The sequence below is a fragment of the Pseudomonas sp. genome (assembly GCF_035277045.1).
Lineage (GTDB): Bacteria > Pseudomonadota > Gammaproteobacteria > Pseudomonadales > Pseudomonadaceae > Aquipseudomonas.
Genome location: NZ_DATELE010000276.1, coordinates 49096 through 67983, shown reverse-complemented (window position 1 = coordinate 67983; position 18888 = coordinate 49096). Strand labels below are relative to the sequence as shown.

The window sequence follows — 18888 nt, the reverse complement described above, 5'->3', positions numbered from 1 at the left end:
AGGGTGCGGGGCGTGACACGTCGTCTCAATTGGAAACAATCCTTCCCTTGTGACAGGGCTCAGGCGCGTGCGAGTACGCCCCTGCGCACCACGAGGCTGTCGACCACCCACATCACCAGCATCGATGCCCCGACCAGCGGAAACGCCAGCCCCAGCACGATCATCACCCCTGTCGCGGTCTTCCAGCGGGGCAGGTCGTGACGCAACGGTGGCACGCCCAGCTCGCCGGCCGGGCGGCGTTTCCACCAGATCACGATGCCGCTCACCGAACTCAGCAGGATCATCAGGCAGATCGCGAGGATGATGACCTGGTTCAGCGCCCCGAACATCTTGCCTTCATGCAGCATCACGCCAAGCTCGGTGGCGCGGGCGACCGGGCTGTAGTTTTGCCAGCGCACATCGGCCAGCACCTGGCCGGTGTACTGGTCGACATGCAGGGTGGCGTCGTTGCGCGGATCATCGGCGAACACGGCAATGGTGAACACGCCCTCGGCGGTGGTCGGCAGGGTGATGCTGTAGCCGGGCGCGACCTTGCGCGCGGTGGCGACGTCTTCGACCTGCTGCAGGCTGACCTGCGGCGCGGCCGGGGCGCTGGACATCATGTGGTGCCCGGCATGCTCGGCATGCGCCCCAGACTGCGGCATCGGGGTGTTCTCCACGGCCCAGGGCACGGTCTGGCGGTGCGCGCTGTTGAGCTCGCGGGCCTGCTGGTCCGACTGCGGGACGTCGTTCCACATGGCGGCCGGAAAGCGGTTCCACAGGTCGGCGTACTGCTTGCCCCAGAAGCCGGTCCAGGTCATGCCGCTGAGCAGCATCAACAGCAGCAGGCCCGCGCCCCAGAAGCCGGTGACCGCATGCAGGTCGCGCCACAGCACACGCCCGCGCGCGGTCACGCGCGGCCACAGCACACCGGCGCTCTTGCGCCCGCGCGGCCACCAGAGGTAGAGACCGGACATCACCAGAACGATGCCCCAGCCCGCCGCCAGCTCCACCAGGCGATCGCCAAGGGTACCCACCATCAGCTCACCGTGCAGCGCACGGGCCACGGCCTGCAGGTTGTACTTGCTGTCCTGTTCGCCCAGTACCTTGCCACTGTACGGATCGACGAACACATTCAGCTCGCGCCCGCCGTCATGCACCACGAACTGCGCGCTGCGCCCGGCATCGAGGGGGGGCAGGTACTGGCCGACGTGGCCTTTGGGATAGGCCTGGTGCACCTCGGCCAGCAGGCTGTCGGCGCTCTGGCGGTGGTGGCCCGCCTCGACCACCATCAGGTCGCGGTACATCAGCGGGTCGAGCTGCGGCTTGAACAGATAGATGATCCCGGTCAGGGCCAGCAGGATCATGAACGGGGCAACGAACAGCCCGGCATAGAAGTGCCAGCGCCAGGCCAGGTTGTAGAAGGAAATCGAAGGTTTGCTCATGGAGCGCTCCGTGCAGCCAGAAAGGCAACCTGGGCCAGACACCAACACCGGACGCGCGCGGATGATGGATCAGGCTCGGTCAACCTCGGTCCAGGGCGTGCGCCCTGGCAGTCATGAAAGGCGCGAGACTTGGGAGTCCCGGGCATGCAATGTGTTTTCAGACCTCATCGAGGAAGGCGGCGCGCGGCTGCGGGCGCCGGGAAACACCGCCTGGCGCGCATGGCCGTGGCGTGTCGGCAGCGGGACGAGCGTGGCTTGCGGCACCGCACCGGTGCTAAGCGGGCTGAGTGCCTGGGGCAGGCCCGGGCAATTGAACAGCAGGCTGCAATAGCCGCACTTTTCCCAGAGCACATGCAGCCGGCCATCGTTGCCATGGCCAGGGTGCCCGGCTTCGGCCTGGTGATGCCCGGCGGCCATGGGCATGTCCATCGGCATGCCGGCGTGGTGCTCCATCGGCATCGACTGGGACACCAGCGGGCCGATGAAGATCATCCACATGGCAAACAGGCTCAGCCAGCCGCCACCGACGCGCCTATGATCAGGGCGGGTGGGCCGGGCGAACCGGTTGCGCAGGGTGCTCATGGCGAGCGCGGCTCAGACGGTCAGTGCGTGTGGGCCTGGTGCGGGTCTTGCGTCAGTGGCTGCTTCTGCACCACGACATTGACCGTGATGTCACCGGCCTTTTCGAAATGCAGGGTCATCGGGAAACGCTGGCCATCGCTGAGCAGGCTGCGGTCCTTGGGTTGCATCAGCATGACGTGCCAGGCGCTGGGGGCAAACGTGAGGTCCCGGCCTGCGGGAACGGCCACGTTCTGAACCTGCCGCATTTTCATCAGGCCCGCTTCGGTCGTGATGTGTTCGTGCAGTTGCGCATCATCGCTGATCGGGCTGTCGACGCCGAGCAGGCGATCATCCTGCGTGCCGTTGTTGTGCACCACGAAGTAGGCGGCGACGTTGGGCGCGTTCGGTGGCAGTTCCAGCGACCACGGGTGGGCGATATGCAGGTCGCCCTTGGTGTATTCGTGGGCATTGGCAAAGGCGCCGGGCAGCAGCAAGGCGGCCAGGAGCAAAATGTGCTTGAGCATGGTGGTGTCTCCGGTTCTGTTCAGGTTCGCAACGGCAGGCGCGGTGAACTCAGCCCAGCGGGGAGGCACGGGGATTGAGGGTCGGCCATTGCTGGCGCGGCGTGGGCTGGTAGGCGAGCAGGGGTGTCCCGCAGGCGCTTGCCAATGCACGTGGATGGGTCAGTTGCGGCAGGTGCCCCGGCAGCGCCAGGGAGGGCGCGGTGCCCGAGCAGCACCAGCAGTGCTCCATGTTGGAATGGTCTTCGCCTTGCTGGCCGAGGTCCAGCTTGCCCAAGGCCATGATTTCAGCCTTGGCCTTGCCGGAAACACTCGAACAGAAAGCACCCCACAGCAGTTGTTCGGCCGGACCCTTGGGGGCGGCGGACGACAACGGCATGGCCAGCAGGTTGAACAGCACTGCAAGGCAGGCGATCCAAGTCAGGGCAGGCCGATGTGGGGTCATGGAGAGATCCGGTCAGGAATCAGGACGGTATTGTAACGCGCAGTATAGGGAAAAATGGCCGGGGTGCGGTGAAGTGCCGCATCGGGCTGTCGTTCGACTCTTGCCTGACCCTCGCCCGGCAGGTCTTCGTTTGCGGTCGGGAGAATGACCGAGCTAGCTCGACCAGTCCTCTACTCGCAGCCCGGGAACTCGCTGGAATTCCCGTAGGTTATTGGTTACCAGAAGAAGACCGCGAGAGCGGGCGTGTCCAGCGATCATCTGATCATATGGCCCTATAGGCGTGCCGGCCCGAGCAAGTTCCGCGCGCAGCTGGCCGCTGGGCAGCCGCATGATTGTCGTAATCGAGGACTTCCAGGCGTGCAGCGAAGGCCTCGATGACGGCCAGGTTTTGCTCGGGAGCTGCGGACTTTTCCGCACCATAGATCAGCTCCATCATGGTGATGGCGCTGATGCACATCTGCTCATGGTGTCTACTGAAGGCATCTCGTACAGATTGAGGCTTGTTCTTGATGGTGAAGATGCAGATGTTGGTGTCGAGCATGTATTTGAGCATCAGAAACCATCACGCTCCTGATCGGCGGGTTGCTCGCGTCGGGACATGAAGTCCGCGCTCACATTGTCCCCGTCAAACCAGCTGTCCCAGGCTTCGCCTGCTGGCGTGATGATGCGCGTACGACCGATGGCAACGACATCGACACGGGTGACGTGATCAGGTAATGCGACGGATTTGGGCAAGCGGATAGCCTGACTTCGGTTATTTTTGAAGACCGCACCTTGTTCCATGGAGCACCTCCTGGGAAGGGTAAATGTATGTCTGAGTGTATGACGGATCAGGTATATGTCAAAGGGATATACATGGCTGTTCGATCTACAGCTCTAGCGCTGCCGTTACTTTCTCGACACTCCAGAACTCGCGATCCACCTCCGCCAGGCCAGGCCGCTTCAATACCAGAACCGGCACCCCTCGCTCTCGTGCGACCTCGAGCTTGGGCTCGGTCGCGACGCTGCCGCTGTTCTTGCTCACCAGCACATCGATCTGCCGCCGTTCGAACAGCTCGCGCTCATCGGCGAGCAGGAACGGCCCGCGCGCGCCGATGACTTCGCAGCGGTCGTTGCCGGGGCAGGCTTCCAGCGCGCGCAGGGTCCAGAACTGCTCCGGGGGGATCTCGTCCAGGTGCTGCAAAGGCTCGCGTCCGAGGGTGAACAGTGGTCGCCGGAATGGTCGCAGGGCCTCGATCAGGCCGGACCAGTCGTCCACCTCCCGCCAGTCATCTCCGGCTTGCGCTTGCCATGCAGGGCGGCGCAGCGCCCAGCAGGGAATCCCGGCCAGGCGCGCCGCCTGTGCGGCGTTGTGGCTGATCTGCGCGGCATAGGGATGGGTGGCGTCGATCAGCAGGTCGATGCCGGCCTCGCGCACGAACGCTGCCAGCCCTTCGGCGCCGCCATAGCCACCGACCCTGACCTGGCAGGCCAGGTCCTGGGGCACGCGGCCGATGCCCGCCAGGCTGTAGATATGCTCTGGCCCCAACCGCCGGGCGATGGACAGGGCCTCGGTCACGCCGCCCAGCAGCAGGATGCGCGGGCTCATCGCACGCCCGCCTGGCCGACGATGCCACCTTGGCGGTCGATGGCGAATACTTCGACCTGCACCTGGGCCGGCACCACGCTGCGGGCAAAGGCCAGGGCGTGCTGGCAGACGGCGTTGCCCAGCTCGACGCCCTCGGCGTGCGCGAGGGCCAGCGCCTGCTGGCTGGTGTTGGCGCCAAGGATGGCGGTATGCAGCGCGCTGTCGGCGCCGATGTCAGAGGCCCAGGCAGCCAGTTGCGGCAGATCGATGCTGGAGTGGCGGCTGTGCAGGTCCATGTGCCCGGCGGCCAGCTTGCTGATCTTGCCGAAGCCGCCGCACAGGCTGAGCCGCGCCACGGGCACCTTGCGCAGGTGCTTGAGCACCGCGCCGACGAAGTCGCCCATCTCGATCAGGGCGATTTCCGGCAGGCCGTACACCCGGCGCATGGTGTCTTCGCTGGCATTGCCGGTGCACGCCGCGATGTGGGTGTAGCCGTTGGTGTGGGCAACGTCGATGCCTTGATGGATCGAGGCGATGTAGGCCGCGCAGGAAAAAGGCCGGACGATCCCGCTGGTACCCAGGATCGACAACCCACCGAGGATGCCCAGCCGCGGGTTCATGGTCTTGAGCGCCAGCTGCTCGCCGTCACGTACGTTGACCGTGACCTCGAAGCCACCTGCGTAGCCCGCTTCCATGGCCAGTTGCTGCAAGTGATCACCGATCATTCGGCGAGGCACCGGGTTGATCGCCGGTTCACCCACCCCAAGCACCAGGCCGGGTCGGGTCACGGTGCCGACGCCCTGGCCCGCGACAAAGCGAACGCCAGGCTCGGCCTGCAGACGCACCTGGCTGAACAGCAAGGCGCCGTGGGTCACGTCGGGATCGTCGCCGGCATCCTTGATCGTGCCCGCCTCGGCGCGGTCGCCGGCGCGCTGGCAGAACTCCAGGCGCATCTGCACCTGCTTGCCCTTAGGCAAGGTGATCTGCACCGCGTCCGTCGCTTCTCCGGTAAGCAGCAGGCGCGCGGCGGCAAGGCTGGTGGCGGTGGCGCAGCTGCCGGTGGTCAGGCCGCTGCGCAGGGGTGCGGGCTGCTCGCGGGTTTCCTCACGCATCGGGCTTGATCGCCTCGAGCAGGGTGATCGGCAGCGCCTGGCGCCAGGTGTCGAAGGCGCCCAGAGGCTGGGCCTGGGCGATGTGGATGCGGGTCAGCTCGCCGCCATGGCGCTCGCGCCAGTCGACCAAGGCCAGCTCGCTCTGCAAGGTAACGGCGTTGGCCACCAGCCGCCCGCCCGGACGCAGTTGCTCCCAGCACAGCGCCAGCACGCCTTCGCGGGTCACGCCGCCGCCGATGAAGATCGCGTCGGGGCGCTCGAGCCCTTCCAGCGCGTCAGGCGCGCGGCCCCGCACCAGTTGCAGGCCGGGCACGCCCAAGGCGTCGCGGTTATGCTCGATGAACTGCTGCCGGCCTTCGTCGGCTTCGATGGCCAGGGCGCGGCAGCTTGGGTGGGCCCGCATCCATTCGATGCCGATCGAGCCGCAGCCGGCGCCCACGTCCCACAGCACCTCGCCCGGACGAGGTGCCAGCCGCGCCAGGGTGATCGCGCGCACGTCACGCTTGGTCAACTGACCGTCATGGCGAAAACTGCTGTCGGGCAGGCCGGCCACAGGCGACAGGCGCGGGGCGTAGGGCGCGGCTTTGCACTCGATGGCGACCAGGTTCAGCGCCGCGATTTCCGGGGTTTCCCAGTCATCGGCCGAGCCCTCGAGGCGACGCTCGGCCGGGCCGCCCAGATGTTCGAAGACCTGCAGACGACTCGGGCCGAAGCCGCGCTCGCGCAACAAGGCCGCAATCGCTGCGGGACTATCGCCGTCGTTGCTCAGCACCAGCAGACGCACGCCGCTGTAGAGGTATCGGTTGAGCGTTGCCAGTGGCCGCGCCACCACCGACACCGTTACCACCTCCTGCAACGGCCAGCCCAGGCGGGCCGCGGCCAGCGCGCAGGAAGACGGCATCGGCAACACCTGCATCTCTGCGGCGGGCACCTGCCGGGCGAGGCTGGCGCCGACGCCGTAGTACATCGGGTCGCCGCTGGCCAGCACGCACACGGGTTCATCGCGCAGGGCCAGCACCGGGGCCAGGGAAAACGGGCTCGACCAGGCCAGGCGCTCGCCACCGATGCAGCGCGGCAGCAGCTCCAGCTGGCGCGGGCTGCCGAAAATCCGCCCGGCACCGAGCAATGCGCGCCGGGCGTTCTTGCCCAGGCCGCTGAAACCGTCTTCACCAATACCCACTACTGTCAGCCAGGGCGACATCCCACTTCCTCATCCACGAACGCCGTTCGACAGCAGACTTTTCATGCCGTCGGACAAAGCAGGCATAATACCGCGCCTTCTACTGTGAAGGGCTCTTTCACGATTGCCGGATACCCCCTTGAAGCAGGCCCACACCCCTGATATTTCGCCTCGTCCCTCGGCCTGCCCGGGGTTGTGGCGCATCGTCGCCGCGCGCGATGGCGGGATCTGCCGGATCAAGCTGCCAGGTGGCGTGCTGCTGGCCGACCAGGCCGATGCCGTGGCCTCGGCCGCCGAGCGTTTCGCCAGTGGCGCCATCGAGGCGACCAACCGCGCCAACCTGCAGATCCGTGGTATCGGTGGCGAGCACCAGGCGCTGGTGCGGCAGTTGCTTGCCGCCGGGCTGGGCCCGCGCGAGGCGGCCGGCGACGATGTGCGCAACCTGATGCTCAGCCCCTTGGCCGGACTGGACCACGCCATGCTGTTCGACGCACGGCCCCTGGCCGGGCAGATCCTGCGGATGCTCGAAGGCACACCGCGCATGCACCAGTTGTCCGCCAAGTTCGCCGTGCAGCTGGACGCTGGCGAATCCCTGGCCATGCTCGAGCATCCCCATGACCTGTGGCTGTCGGCGCTGAAGCTGGACCAGCAGGTATGGCTGGCGTTCGGCCTGGCCGGTTGTCCGGCTGATGGCCAGGTGCTGGGCGCGGTGCCGCTGGATCAGGGGCTGCCCTTGGTGCGCGCGGTGCTCGAGCGTTTTCTCGACCGGGCCACGCCCGAGCAGTCGCGCATGCGCCAGTTGCTTGCCGACTGCGATGCCGAGCACTTCATCCAGGGCCTGGGCCTGGATATCCGCCGTGACGCCGCCGTGCTCGACTGGCGACGCCCACGGGCGAGCGCACTGTACCTGGGCTTGCTGACACAGCGTGGAGCGGGCGAGGTCGCCCTGGGCGCGGCCCCGCCCCTCGGCCGTCTGACTCCGGCCATGCTGCGCGGCGTGGCACGCCTGGCTCGCGAACACGGCGACGCTACCCTGCGCCTGACCCCGTGGCAAAGCCTGGTGCTGCCCAATGTCGCCGAGGCCGGCCTGGCGCAGGCGCGGCAAGCCCTGTCTGAACTCGGTCTGCTGCACAGCCCGGACCAGCCCTTGGCGCGGCTTGTCGCCTGCACCGGCTCCAGCGGCTGCGCCAAGGGCCAGGCCGAAACCAAGGCCGATGCCCTGGCCCTGGCCGGCCTGTTGCACCACGGCGGCCCCGGCAGCGTGCACCTCAGCGGCTGCCAACGATCCTGCGCCGTGGCCCATGTCGCCCCGGCCACCCTTCTGGCCCGAGCCCCGGGCCGCTACGACCTGTATCTGCGCGACGCTCGAGAGCCCGGCTTCGGTGCCCTGCGAGCGCGCGACCTCACCTTGCAACAAGCAGGCGCACTGCTCGACCTGCCTACGGAGCACCTTGATGATTGACTACATCCGCGATGGTCAGGAGATCTATCGCAATTCCTTCCGGATCATTCGCGAGGAAGCGCGGCTCGACCGCATTCCCGCCGATCTCGAGAAACTCGCCGTGCGGGTGATCCATGCCTGCGGCATGGTCGACGCCATTGACGGCCTGCAGTTTTCCCCAGGCGCCGGCACCGCCGGGCGCGAGGCCCTGGCCAAGGGCGCGCCGATCCTCTGCGATGCGCACATGGTCGCCGAAGGCGTGACCCGCGCTCGCCTGCCCGCCAACAACCCGGTGATCTGCACCCTGCGTGACCCGAGCGTCCCCGGGATGGCCAGCGAGGCGGGCAACACCCGCTCCGCCGTCGCCCTGGAACTGTGGCGCCCGCACCTGGAAGGCAGCGTGGTGGTGATCGGCAACGCGCCGACCGCGCTGTTCTACCTGCTGGAGATGATCGACGCCGGCGCACCTAAACCTGCGCTGATCCTGGGCTTCCCGGTCGGTTTCGTCGGCGCCGCCGAGTCCAAGGCGATGCTCGCCGCCGACAGCCGTGGCGTGCCGTTCGTGATCATGCAGGGCCGTCTGGGCGGCAGCGCCATGGCCGCGGCCGCCGTCAATGCCCTGGCCACGGAGGTGGAGTGATGCAGGTACGTGGACGTCTGCTTGGCCTGGGCGTTGGCCCCGGCGATCCTGAACTGATCACGCTCAAGGCCCTGCGCCTGCTGCGCGAAGCACCGGTGGTGGCCTACTTCGTCGCCAAGGGCAAGCGCGGCAACGCCTTTGGCATCATCGAGGCGCACCTGCAGGCCGAGCAGACCTTGCTGCCGCTGGTGTACCCGGTGACCACCGAGGTGCTGCCGGCACCGCTGTCCTACGAACAGGTGATCAGCGACTTCTACGACGAAGCCAGCGTGCAGGTCGCCGCGCACCTGGATGCCGGCCGTGACGTGGCGGTGATCTGCGAGGGCGATCCGTTCTTCTACGGCTCCTACATGTACCTGCACGACCGGCTGGCCGAGCATCATGACGCCGAGGTGATCCCAGGTGTCTGCTCCATGCTCGGCGGCGCCTCGGTGCTCGGCGCGCCATTGGTGTACCGCAACCAGAGCCTTTCGGTGCTTTCCGGCGTGCTGGGCCATGACGAGCTCAAGCGCCGCCTGGCCGATGCCGATGCGGCGGTGATCATGAAGCTGGGGCGCAACTTCACCAAGGTGCGCCAGGTGCTGGTCGAGCTGGGCCTGGACACGCGCGCGCTGTACGTCGAGCGCGCGACCATGGCCAACCAGAAGATCGTCGCGCTTGATGAAGTCGATCCACAGTCCTCGCCGTACTTCTCGCTGATCATCGTGCCGGGCGAAAGGTGGCAGGGATGAGCGCGCGCAAGCCACCGGCCATCGTCGTGCTCGGGCCAGGCGCCCTGGCTACCGCGCGCAAGGTCCGGCAGCTGTACCCACAGGCAGTGATCCATGGCCTGGCCGGCCGGGTCGAGGACGCCGACAGTCTCTATCAGGACTTTGGCCAGACCCTGCGGGCGCTGTACCAGCAGGACACACCGATCATCGCCCTGTGCGCAGCGGGTATCGTCATCCGCAGCCTGGCCAGCCTGCTCGGTGAAAAAGGCGTCGAGCCGCCAGTGCTGGCCGTGGCCGAGGACGGCAGCGCCGTGGTGCCGCTGCTCGGCGGCCTGGGCGGGGTGAATGTCATGGCCCGGGAAATCGGCGCCGCGCTGGAGGTGGCGCCCGCCATCACCACCAGTGGCGAGCTGCGCTTCGGCACCTGCCTGCTGGACCCGCCGCCGGGCTACGCACTGGCTGACCTGGAGCAGGGCAAGCGGTTTGTCTCGGACCTGCTGGCCGGCGAGACGGTCCGCGTCGAAGGTGCGGCGCCTTGGCTGGCGCAGGTACAGCTGCCCAGCAGCGACTCGGCCCAGCGGGTGATTCATGTCGGCTGCACGAGCCGCCCGGCCAGCCGCGACGAGCTGTTGATACATCCGCGCGCCGTGCTGGTGGCGGTCGATGCGCAGGTGCCGGACCTCACCGAGGCCGTGCGCCTTGCCCTGCGCGATGCCAACATCGCCGAGCAGTCCCTGGCCTGCCTGCTGGCCAGCGACACGGACATGGCCCAGCCTGCGCTGCATGACGCGGCGCGTTCCCTGGGGGTCGCCTTGCGCTTCGCCCCCGCTGCCGACAGCCTGCAGGCCTTGGTGCGCTCCTCGCTGGAACAGGCCAGGATCGAGCCGCTCGACCGGCCCGGCCTGGTGATTGCCGTGGCGCCCGAGCCTATCGACCCGCAGCGCCTCGGTCGTGCCCGGGGCCGGCTGGCGGTGATCGGCCTGGGCCCCGGCGCGGCCGAACTGATGGTGCCTGCGGTCAAGACCGAGCTGGCGCGCGCCAACGATGTGCTCGGCTATGAGACCTATGTGCGCATGGCTGGCCCGTTTCGCGACGATCAGGTGTTGCACTGCACCGACAACCGCGAAGAGATGCAGCGTGCCCGCCACGCGTTCGAGCTGGCTGTCCAAGGGCGTTCGGTGGTGGTGGTCTCGTCGGGCGATCCGGGTGTGTTCGCCATGGCCGCGGCCGTGCTCGAGGCCTTGCACGGCTCGGATGACCCAGCCTGGCACCGTGTCGACCTCGAGATCCTTCCGGGTGTGTCGGCGTCGCTCGCCACCGCGGCGCAGGCCGGTGCGCCGCTGGGGCATGACTTCTGCGTGATGTCGCTGTCCGACAACCTCAAGCCCTGGACCACCATCGAACAGCGACTGGACCTCGCCTGCCAGGCGGACCTGGTGCTGGCCTTCTACAACCCGATCTCGCGATCACGGCCGTGGCAGCTCGGGCGGGCCCTCGAGATCGTGCGTCAGCACCGCGATGGGCAGACGCCTGTAGTACTGGGCCGCGATATCGGTAGGCCGGGACAGACGCTGAAGGTAGTCACCCTGGACGAGCTGGTGCCGGACATGGTCGACATGCGCACCATGGTGCTGGTGGGATCGACCACGACGTGCACCTTTGCCCGCGAAGCGGGCGGGGTGTGGGCGTACACCCCGCGCTGGTACCCCACCGCCCCCTGAGGTTGCCAGGGAAAGCCTTCGGGCCGGTTTTGGCGAATGCTCTTGCTTAGTGTGAATGCCCCTGGAACGCAGGGGCATTCCCTTTGGAGTATTCAAGATGACTGACGATAAAACCGTTCTGAGCAAAGACTCCGCCGTGCTGGTGGAAGATTCCCTGATGGCGTTTGGTGCCGGCATGGCGCTGCAGAGCCGTACCGACGTGAAAAACGCCTTCCATTTTGCCTCGTTGGCGGCAGGCAAGCTGCACGACCCTGAACATGACAGCGAAAACTGGTATGGCCTGTTTCTCAAGGTGCTGCAGGACTGTGGCTGGGTGACCACACGGCGCAACTTCGAGCGCGAGCATTCATCGGCCATCAGCGTTTCGGTGGGCTCGGTGGCGCTGCGGGTGCTTGGCGCGGCGGGCACGGCGGCCCTTGGCGTGGCCGCGGGCGAGGCATTCGGCGCGCTGGCCAAGGCCGCGCTTGAAAAGCTCGGCCTGAGCCCTGGACTGAAGGATGTGTTCATCCACAAGCGCCAGGGCAAGTCTCGCGGCATGGTGGGGTTGGGCGCCTGTATCGAATCCCCCCAGGGTGAAGTGGTGCTGGTCATGAGCTGCATCGCGGCCAGCGCGCCGGAGTCGGAGAACGACCTGCTGGGGATCGAGTGGACCGTCACTTCATCCGATCTGTATACCGGCACGGCCGTGCTGTCCTTCAACAAGACGCTCTATGAGCGCGTACGCAAGACGGTGGAAGGCAAGCTGGGGGATCGCAGCGTCAGCAACGTACTGGAATACGAAATCTGACCCGCGCGGGCAGTGCAAGGCTGCCCGTATCTATTTTCCGTTTCGTTGAATGGGATTCGACCATGGATAAGCCACAGGCTGTAGTGCTCGGCGCAAGCCTCTTGTCGTTCCTGCCGGGGATTGCGCAGCAGCAGCGCGAGGCTGTGAAACTGGCCTTGGCGCTGGCCGAGCGTGCAACCCGCATCGCCTTTGGCGAGGGGCTGATCGAGGATTGGCTCAGCTATTACCGCAACCAGCTGCGGTTCTATGGCTGGGATGCGGTACCGCCCGAGGAAGCGCACTGGCCCACGGGTGAGGGGCAGGGCATTGTCGACAGAACCTTGAGTACCATCGCCCAGACGGGCGGCAAGCCGTTCGCGGAGGGCTCCCGCCTGGCGCTGCGACGGCTCACCGCGGATGCGGGCAGCCTGTTGCGTTTCGAGGACTACGCCCGCACCCATGGGCATTTCCAGCTGCTGCCCTGCGCATCATCGGGCAGCAGTCGCGTGGACATGGTGATTTACCACGAGCGCGGCGCCCACACGTCGTTTTTGTCGGGTTTTCTGTCCCTTGACCGGGAGAGGCGAGACGTTCGGGCTGAACTGGTGCGCTTCAATACCCGGTTGTTCGACCTGCAGCACCGGCCCCGGGTACAGCAGTCGCTGGTCGAGGTGGCCCTGCGCGATCTCACGGAATATGAGCTATAGCGCCTGATCGTTCTGCCTGGCCTGATGCCTCTGCCTCGGGCCGCACGGTCGTGCCTACAGGGGGCCGCGCACGGCAACCGGCGCCCGTTGCCCTGCCCAGTACTGGACCAGCTCGCGCAGTTGCGACAGCTCCACCGGCTTGGCCATGTGCCCGTCCATGCCGGCAAGGCGCGCACGTTCCTTGTGCTCGGCAAGGATATGCGCGGTCAATGCGACCACGGGTGTGCGCGGGCGATGGGTCGCGGCCTCCCAGGCACGCAGTTGCTGGGTGGCGGAAAAGCCGTCGAGCACCGGCATCTCGCAATCCATCAGCACCAGGTCATAGTGCTGGCGCTTCATCGCCAGCAAGGCCTCTTCGCCGTTGCTGGCCGTGTCGGGCGCCAGATCAAGCTTGCCAAGCATGCCGCGGATCACCTTGGTCGAGATGGTGTTGTCCTCGGCCACCAGGATGCGGAAGTCCGCCGGCAGGTCCAGGGGCTGGGGGATGACGGGGGGAGGCGCGGTGGCGAGCACCGCCTTGCCGCGCTGGGTCAGCTCTTCGGCCAGGGTGGTCTTGAGGGTGTAGCCAGCGACCGGCTTGGCCAGAATCCGCTTGATCCCGGCATTGCGCGCGATGATCTTGCTCGGCGCGTTGCTGATACCGGTGAGCATGATCACCAGGATGTCGTGGTTCAGGCTGGGGTCTTCCTTGATCTTGGCCGCCAGTTGCATGCCGGTCATGCCGGGCATGTTCTGGTCCAGCAATACCGCATCGAAATAGTCGCGCAGGTGCGCCTTGGTGCGCAGCAAGGCCAGGGCCTCCTTGCCCGAGGGCACGGCGCTGACGTTCATGCCCCAGGCGGTGCATTGCTGCACCAGTACCTTGCGGCAGGTGTCGTTGTCGTCCACCACCAGCACCCGCGCGTCGCGCAGTGGGCCGTCGAGGTCGGCGGGGGGCTGTTCCAGGCGCTGTGGATCAAGCGGCAGGGTCAGCCAGAGGGTGTTGCCCATGTTGTTGCTGGTCTTGATACCGAACTCGCCTTGCATCAGGCCGATCAGTTGCTTGGCGATCACCAGGCCCAGGTGCCCGCCGAGCTTGTTGCTGGACAGGAAATGGCGGCTGTGCAGCTCGGCCTGCAGCAGCGCTTCGCGCTCGCCGGCCGGCATCGGGTCGCCGCTGTCCTGCACGGCGATGCGCAACCGAGGGGTTTCGCCGCGCTGATCGAGCGCCACCACCAGCAGGATCTCGCCTTGCTCGGCGTTTTTCAGCGCATTGTCGAGCAGGCTCGACAATGCCTGGCGCAGCCGCGTGGGATCGCCGCTGATAACCCTTGGCACCTGGGGCTGAGTGAAGCTGATCAGCTCGATGTTCTGCTGTTCGGCCTTGGCGCGGAAGATGCTGAGGCAATCCTCGATCAGCGCATTGAGGTCGAACTGCACGTCATCGAGCTCGATCTGGCGGGATTCGAGCTTGGAGATGTCGAGGATCTCGTTGATCAGGGTAAGCAGTTCGTTGCCGGCGCTGTGGATGGTCTGCACGTAGTCACGCTGTTTCACCGACAGGGGCGTGCCCAGCAGCAGCTCGGTCATGCCCAGCACGCCGTTCATGGGGGTGCGGATTTCGTGACTGATCTTGGCCAGGAACTCGGCCTTGGCGTTGATCTCGGCGTCGGCGGCGGCCAGGGCGCGGCTGGCGCTGAAACGCTCCTCGCTCATGGTCCGCAGGCGCGCGCTCACCGCCAGGTTGAGCAGCAAGCCACTGACCACGGTCAGCCCCATCAGGATGCACAACAGCCAAGGCGTGGGCGTGCGGGTCAGGCCCAGGAGGGCGGGCAGCACCACCAGTCCGCCAAGGTTGAACACCAGCATGGCCACGCTGAACAGGCGCGCCGGGCCATACCCCTTGTAGCTGTGGTAGCTGGCGACCACCAGCATGCTCAGGCTGCCGATGGCCAGCAGGGCATAGGTCATCAGGTTGAGCGGCAGGGTGTCGACGAACAACAGCAACAGGCCACTCAGGCCAGCCGCCAGCATTTCCACCTGCAGCAGGCGGTGCAGCCTGGGCTGCCGGCGGGGTGCGAAGAAGTGCAAGGTGAAATACAGCCCGGCAATTCCCGCCATCAGCAGCATCAGGTACGCCGCTGGCGTTTGCGCGGTGTGCCAGAGATGCCACCAGGGACCGGTCAGGTTGAGCAGGATAAGGGCGCTCAGCAGCATCAGGCTGTGGTAGAGGGCCAGCAGCAGGCACGTGCTGGAGCGCGAATAAAGGAAGCGGATCAGGTTGTGCAGGATCAGCATCAGCAGGCAGCCAAACAGCAGGCCGAACAGCAGCGGCTGGGTCTGGTCGGCGGCGGAGGTGGCCGCGGGCTCCAGGCTGATGGCCGGACGCAGCTGGTGCTCCGAGATCAGGCGCACATAGATATCCAGGGGTTTCGCACTGTTGGGAAGCGGCAACAAGTGGTCGCTGCTGCGCAGGGCAGGGCTGCTGTCATCACGCTGACGGCCATGGTGCATCTGGCGCAGCAGCTGATCACCCTCCAGCGCGTAGAGGTCCAGGCGCGACAGGTCCGGGGCGAAGATGCGCAGCAGTTGTTCCTGCTGGCCGGGTGCCAACCGGTAGTGCAGCCACAGCGCCTGATCAGGCATGGCAGCATCGAGATCATCAAGGCGCAGGGGGCTGAACTGGTTGCGGTAGCGCTCGGATCGAACGTCGCTCAATTGCAGGTTGGCCTGTTCGTCGAGCAATACCGCCCACCCGCCCTGGTCGGCCGATGCGGGCAGAAGGCAGAGCAAGGTCAGCAGGCTGACGGTCAGGGCAATGGCAATCCGAAGCCGACGCAAGACGAAATCCCTTCTTAGCAAAATGCCGAATCGTAACTATGCGCGGCGCGCCAAGGCCAAGGCAAGGCCCAAGCCGGGCCCTGTCGACGAGCCGCAAGCCGTGCGCGCATGGCGTCACGGCTTTGGGGGGCAGGCTTACTGCTGGTCTTCACCGCGTTCGCGGGCAATGGCGCGATAGCCGATGTCGTTGCGGTAGAAGCTGCCATCCCAGCTGACCTGCTCGGCCAGGCGGTAGGCCTGCTGTTGCGCGGCTTCGACGGTGTCACCCAGGGCGGTGGCGCAGAGTACGCGGCCGCCGTTGGCAACCACCTGACCATCCTTGAGCGCGGTCCCGGCATGGAACACCTTGCCGTTCAGCTGGGCCGCGGCGTCAAGGCCGTTGATCGAGGCGCCCTTGCCGTAGTCGCCCGGATAGCCACCGGCCGCCAGGACAACGCCCAGGCTCGGTTGCGGGTTCCACTGGGCCTCGACCTTGTCCAGCGCCTTGGCGAAGGCGGCCTCGACCAGCAACACCAGGCTCGACTCCAGGCGCATCATGATCGGCTGGGTTTCCGGGTCGCCGAAGCGGCAGTTGAACTCGATGACCTTGGGGTTGCCCGCCTTGTCGATCATCAGGCCGGCATACAGGAAGCCGGTGTAGACATTGCCTTCCTCGGCCATGCCGCGCACGGTCGGCCAGATCACCTGGTCCATGACACGCTGGTGCACCTCGGCGGTGACCACCGGAGCCGGGGAGTAGGCGCCCATGCCGCCGGTGTTCGGGCCGCTGTCGCCGTTGCCGACGCGCTTGTGGTCCTGGCTGGTGGCCATCGGCAGCACGTTGTGGCCGTCGACCATGACGATGAAGCTGGCTTCCTCACCGTCGAGGAACTCCTCGATCACCACGCGCGATCCGGCTTCACCAAAGGCGTTGCCCGCCAGCATGTCACGCACGGCCTCTTCGGCTTCCGCCAGCGTCATGGCGACGATCACGCCCTTGCCCGCCGCAAGGCCGTCGGCCTTGATCACGATCGGTGCGCCTTTTTCCCGCAGGTAGGCCAGAGCCGGTTCGATCTCGGTGAAGTTCTGGTAGTCGGCGGTCGGGATCTTGTGGCGCGCCAGGAAGTCCTTGGTGAAGGCCTTGGAACCTTCGAGCTGCGCGGCGCCCTGGGTCGGACCGAAGCAATCCAGCTTACGGCTGCGGAACAGGTCGACAACCCCTGCGACCAGCGGCGCTTCCGGGCCGACGATGGTCAGGTCGACGTTCTTCTCGGCGAAGTCGGCCAGTTGCTCCAGGGCAGTGACCTGGATGTCGACGTTCTCGCATTTGGCTTCGGTGGCGGTGCCAGCGTTGCCCGGGGCGACGAAGACTTTCACGACGCGTGGGTCCTGGGCGACTTTCCAGGCCAGGGCGTGTTCACGGCCGCCATTGCCGATGATCAAAACTTTCATGTCAAAACCTCGATGGTCTTTCGAGCGGAAGGCGAAGCCTTCCGCGCTCTATTCGCGGTACGAGGTCGCAATGAAGCAGGTAGATGCAAGGCGGGGCCGGTTTCGATGAGCGGAGTTGCCGTCTGGCAATGAGCATCAGCGGAACCGGCCCCAACGCAGCAGATGCCTGCTTCAGTGCGGCCGATTGCCTATCAGTGGCGGAAGTGGCGCATGCCGGTGAACACCATCGCGATGCCGGCTTCATCAGCGGCGGCAATCACCTCGGCATCCCGCATCGAACCACCTGGCTGGATCACCGCGGTAATCCCCACCTTGGCAGCGTTATCAATGCCATCACGGAACGGGAAGAACGCATCCGACGCCATGACCGCACCCGCAACCTGCAAGCCCGCATGCTCAGCCTTGATGGCCGCGATGCGCGCCGAGTTGACACGGCTCATCTGGCCGGCGCCAACGCCGATGGTCTGGCGGTTCTTGGCATAGACGATGGCATTGGACTTGACGTACTTGGCCACTTTCCAGGCAAAGATCAGGTCGTGGATCTCTTGCTCGGTCGGCACGCGCGTGGTCACGACCTTGAGGTCTTCGGCACGGATCATGCCGTTGTCGCGGCTTTGCACCAGCAGGCCACCGTTGACACGCTTGTAGTCCCAGGCAGCGGCACGCTCGGCCGACCACTCGCCACAGGCCAGCAGGCGCACGTTGGCCTTGGCGGCCACGATCGCGCGGGCTTCTTCGCTGACGCTCGGGGCAATGATCACTTCGACGAACTGGCGATCGACGATGGCCTTGGCGGTCTGCGCGTCCAGCTCGCGGTTGAAGGCGATGATGCCGCCGAAGGCCGACTCGGTGTCGGTGGCGTAGGCCAGGTCGTAGGCCTTGGCGATGCCGCCCTCGTCATCCGGGCAAACGGCCACGCCGCAAGGGTTGGCGTGCTTGACGATGACGCAGGCCGGCTTGACGAAGCTCTTGACGCACTCGAGCGCGGCATCGGTGTCGGCCACGTTGTTGTACGACAGCTCCTTGCCCTGCAACTGCTTGGCGGTGGAAATGCCCACCTCGGCAGGCTTGGCCTCGACATAGAACGCCGCGCTCTGGTGCGGGTTCTCGCCGTAGCGCATTTCCTGGGCCTTGACGAACTGGCTGTTGAAGGTGCGCGGGAACTCGCTGCGGCCTTCGGTTTCCAGGGTGTCGCGGGACTGGTCGATGGTGCCCATGTAGTTGGCGATCATGCCGTCGTAGGCGGCGGTGTGCTCGAACGCCTTGAGCATCAGGTCGAAGCGCTGGGCGTAGGTCAGGCCACCAGCCTTGAGATTGTCGAGCACGCCGGCGTAGTCGCTGGCGTTGACCACGATGGCTACGTCCTTGTGGTTCTTGGCAGCCGAACGGACCATGGTCGGACCGCCGATGTCGATGTTCTCGACGGCGGTCGGCAGGTCGCAGCCAGGCTTGGCGATGGTCGCCTCGAACGGGTACAGGTTGACGGCGACCAGGTCGATCGGCTTGATGCCGTGCTCGCTCATGATGGCGTCGTCGGTGCCGCGACGGCCGAGGATGCCGCCGTGGATCTTCGGATGCAGGGTCTTGACCCGGCCGTCCATCATTTCGGCGAAGCCGGTGTAGTCGGCCACTTCCACCGCGGCGACCCCGTTGTCCTTGAGCAGCTTGTAGGTGCCACCGGTGGACAGGATCTCGACACCGAGCTGCTGCAGCTCACGGGCGAATTCGAGGATCCCGGTCTTGTCGGAGACGCTGATCAAGGCGCGGCGGATCGGCAGGCGGGTAGTCTGGTCGGTCATTTCAGATTCCATAACGCGGTGGTGTCAGCAAAAAAGGCGACCT

At 66.3% G+C, this 18888-nt stretch carries 17 protein-coding genes and 1 pseudogene; 6 read left to right on the top strand and 12 right to left on the bottom strand.

The window, feature by feature from the left end:
• Window positions 1–59: 59 nt before the first annotated feature.
• From VJS90_RS16370 to cbiE, 9 genes and pseudogenes are all read right to left on the bottom strand, one after another.
• Window positions 60–1424 carry a PepSY domain-containing protein gene (locus VJS90_RS16370; protein WP_324122693.1) on the bottom strand — a complete coding sequence of 455 codons (1365 nt, stop codon included), beginning with the start codon at window positions 1422–1424 and terminating at the stop codon, window positions 60–62.
• 111 nt (window positions 1425–1535) lie between these two features.
• Window positions 1536–2006, bottom strand: coding sequence for a DUF2946 domain-containing protein (locus VJS90_RS16365; RefSeq protein ID WP_324122692.1), 471 nt, complete (start codon window positions 2004–2006; stop codon window positions 1536–1538).
• 20 nt (window positions 2007–2026) lie between these two features.
• Entirely contained in the window at window positions 2027–2509 is a 483-nt protein-coding gene (locus VJS90_RS16360) for a copper chaperone PCu(A)C (RefSeq protein WP_324122691.1), read from the bottom strand.
• Window positions 2510–2558: 49 nt separating this feature from the next.
• Window positions 2559–2951 carry a DUF2946 domain-containing protein gene (locus VJS90_RS16355; protein WP_324122690.1) on the bottom strand — a complete coding sequence of 131 codons (393 nt, stop codon included), beginning with the start codon at window positions 2949–2951 and terminating at the stop codon, window positions 2559–2561.
• Between the two features lie 153 nt (window positions 2952–3104).
• Window positions 3105–3504, bottom strand: a pseudogene (gene vapC / locus VJS90_RS16350) (type II toxin-antitoxin system tRNA(fMet)-specific endonuclease VapC).
• On the bottom strand, window positions 3504–3734 hold the full coding sequence (gene vapB / locus VJS90_RS16345; RefSeq protein WP_324122689.1) for a type II toxin-antitoxin system VapB family antitoxin: 231 nt from the start codon (window positions 3732–3734) through the stop codon (window positions 3504–3506). Before vapB ends, vapC begins: the two are co-directional and overlap by 1 nt.
• Window positions 3735–3819: 85 nt before the next feature.
• Window positions 3820–4539 carry a cobalt-precorrin-6A reductase gene (locus VJS90_RS16340; RefSeq protein WP_324122688.1) on the bottom strand — a complete coding sequence of 240 codons (720 nt, stop codon included), beginning with the start codon at window positions 4537–4539 and terminating at the stop codon, window positions 3820–3822.
• Window positions 4536–5630 carry a cobalt-precorrin-5B (C(1))-methyltransferase gene (locus VJS90_RS16335; RefSeq protein WP_324122687.1) on the bottom strand — a complete coding sequence of 365 codons (1095 nt, stop codon included), beginning with the start codon at window positions 5628–5630 and terminating at the stop codon, window positions 4536–4538. Before VJS90_RS16335 ends, VJS90_RS16340 begins: the two co-directional genes overlap by 4 nt.
• Window positions 5623–6831, bottom strand: a complete 1209-nt coding sequence (gene cbiE, locus VJS90_RS16330) for a precorrin-6y C5,15-methyltransferase (decarboxylating) subunit CbiE (protein ID WP_324122686.1) — start codon at window positions 6829–6831, stop codon at window positions 5623–5625. Before cbiE ends, VJS90_RS16335 begins: the two co-directional genes overlap by 8 nt.
• 103 nt (window positions 6832–6934) lie before the next feature.
• On the opposite strand from cbiE, the gene cobG reads away from it, so the two are divergent.
• The 6 genes from cobG (at window position 6935) to VJS90_RS16300 (ending at window position 12795) form a co-directional block, all read left to right on the top strand.
• Window positions 6935–8272 carry a precorrin-3B synthase gene (cobG, locus tag VJS90_RS16325; RefSeq protein ID WP_324122685.1) on the top strand — a complete coding sequence of 446 codons (1338 nt, stop codon included), beginning with the start codon at window positions 6935–6937 and terminating at the stop codon, window positions 8270–8272.
• Window positions 8265–8891, top strand: a complete 627-nt coding sequence (locus VJS90_RS16320) for a precorrin-8X methylmutase (RefSeq protein WP_324122684.1) — start codon at window positions 8265–8267, stop codon at window positions 8889–8891. The genes cobG and VJS90_RS16320 overlap by 8 nt, the downstream gene beginning before the upstream one ends.
• Entirely contained in the window at window positions 8891–9622 is a 732-nt protein-coding gene (locus VJS90_RS16315; RefSeq protein WP_324122683.1) for a precorrin-2 C(20)-methyltransferase, read from the top strand. Before VJS90_RS16320 ends, VJS90_RS16315 begins: the two co-directional genes overlap by 1 nt.
• Window positions 9619–11322 (top strand): precorrin-3B C(17)-methyltransferase, encoded by a 1704-nt coding sequence (cobJ, locus tag VJS90_RS16310; RefSeq protein ID WP_324122682.1) that lies wholly within the window; start codon window positions 9619–9621, stop codon window positions 11320–11322. The genes VJS90_RS16315 and cobJ overlap by 4 nt, the downstream gene beginning before the upstream one ends.
• 97 nt (window positions 11323–11419) lie before the next feature.
• Window positions 11420–12109: a hypothetical protein gene (locus VJS90_RS16305; RefSeq protein ID WP_324122681.1), complete on the top strand. Its 690-nt coding sequence runs from the start codon at window positions 11420–11422 to the stop codon at window positions 12107–12109.
• A gap of 62 nt (window positions 12110–12171) precedes the next feature.
• Entirely contained in the window at window positions 12172–12795 is a 624-nt protein-coding gene (locus tag VJS90_RS16300; RefSeq protein WP_324122680.1) for a hypothetical protein, read from the top strand.
• A 54-nt stretch (window positions 12796–12849) separates the two neighbouring features.
• Here the strand turns inward: VJS90_RS16300 and VJS90_RS16295 are convergent, their stop codons facing one another.
• The 3 genes from VJS90_RS16295 to purH all read right to left on the bottom strand — a co-directional run bounded on the left by VJS90_RS16295 (window position 12850) and on the right by purH (window position 18845).
• Complete coding sequence (locus VJS90_RS16295) at window positions 12850–15615, bottom strand: hybrid sensor histidine kinase/response regulator (protein ID WP_324122679.1); 2766 nt, start codon at window positions 15613–15615, stop codon at window positions 12850–12852.
• Window positions 15616–15750: 135 nt separating this feature from the next.
• A complete protein-coding gene (gene purD / locus VJS90_RS16290; protein ID WP_324122678.1) occupies window positions 15751–17046 on the bottom strand; it encodes a phosphoribosylamine--glycine ligase in 1296 nt (431 codons plus the stop codon).
• Window positions 17047–17237: 191 nt separating this feature from the next.
• Window positions 17238–18845 (bottom strand): bifunctional phosphoribosylaminoimidazolecarboxamide formyltransferase/IMP cyclohydrolase, encoded by a 1608-nt coding sequence (gene purH, locus VJS90_RS16285; RefSeq protein WP_324122677.1) that lies wholly within the window; start codon window positions 18843–18845, stop codon window positions 17238–17240.
• Window positions 18846–18888: the final 43 nt, after the last annotated feature.

Coding starts and splice junctions, on each gene's coding strand:
- VJS90_RS16360 (WP_324122691.1), bottom strand. CDS start 2,509: ATGCTCAAGCACATTTTGCTCCTGGCCGCCTTGCTGCTGCCCGGCGCC.
- cbiE (WP_324122686.1), bottom strand. CDS start 6,831: ATGTCGCCCTGGCTGACAGTAGTGGGTATTGGTGAAGACGGTTTCAGC.
- VJS90_RS16305 (WP_324122681.1), top strand. CDS start 11,420: ATGACTGACGATAAAACCGTTCTGAGCAAAGACTCCGCCGTGCTGGTG.
- VJS90_RS16300 (WP_324122680.1), top strand. CDS start 12,172: ATGGATAAGCCACAGGCTGTAGTGCTCGGCGCAAGCCTCTTGTCGTTC.
- VJS90_RS16355 (WP_324122690.1), bottom strand. CDS start 2,951: ATGACCCCACATCGGCCTGCCCTGACTTGGATCGCCTGCCTTGCAGTG.
- VJS90_RS16365 (WP_324122692.1), bottom strand. CDS start 2,006: ATGAGCACCCTGCGCAACCGGTTCGCCCGGCCCACCCGCCCTGATCAT.
- VJS90_RS16320 (WP_324122684.1), top strand. CDS start 8,265: ATGATTGACTACATCCGCGATGGTCAGGAGATCTATCGCAATTCCTTC.
- cobJ (WP_324122682.1), top strand. CDS start 9,619: ATGAGCGCGCGCAAGCCACCGGCCATCGTCGTGCTCGGGCCAGGCGCC.
- VJS90_RS16315 (WP_324122683.1), top strand. CDS start 8,891: ATGCAGGTACGTGGACGTCTGCTTGGCCTGGGCGTTGGCCCCGGCGAT.
- purD (WP_324122678.1), bottom strand. CDS start 17,046: ATGAAAGTTTTGATCATCGGCAATGGCGGCCGTGAACACGCCCTGGCC.
- VJS90_RS16335 (WP_324122687.1), bottom strand. CDS start 5,630: ATGCGTGAGGAAACCCGCGAGCAGCCCGCACCCCTGCGCAGCGGCCTG.
- VJS90_RS16340 (WP_324122688.1), bottom strand. CDS start 4,539: ATGAGCCCGCGCATCCTGCTGCTGGGCGGCGTGACCGAGGCCCTGTCC.
- VJS90_RS16370 (WP_324122693.1), bottom strand. CDS start 1,424: ATGAGCAAACCTTCGATTTCCTTCTACAACCTGGCCTGGCGCTGGCAC.
- purH (WP_324122677.1), bottom strand. CDS start 18,845: ATGACCGACCAGACTACCCGCCTGCCGATCCGCCGCGCCTTGATCAGC.
- vapB (WP_324122689.1), bottom strand. CDS start 3,734: ATGGAACAAGGTGCGGTCTTCAAAAATAACCGAAGTCAGGCTATCCGC.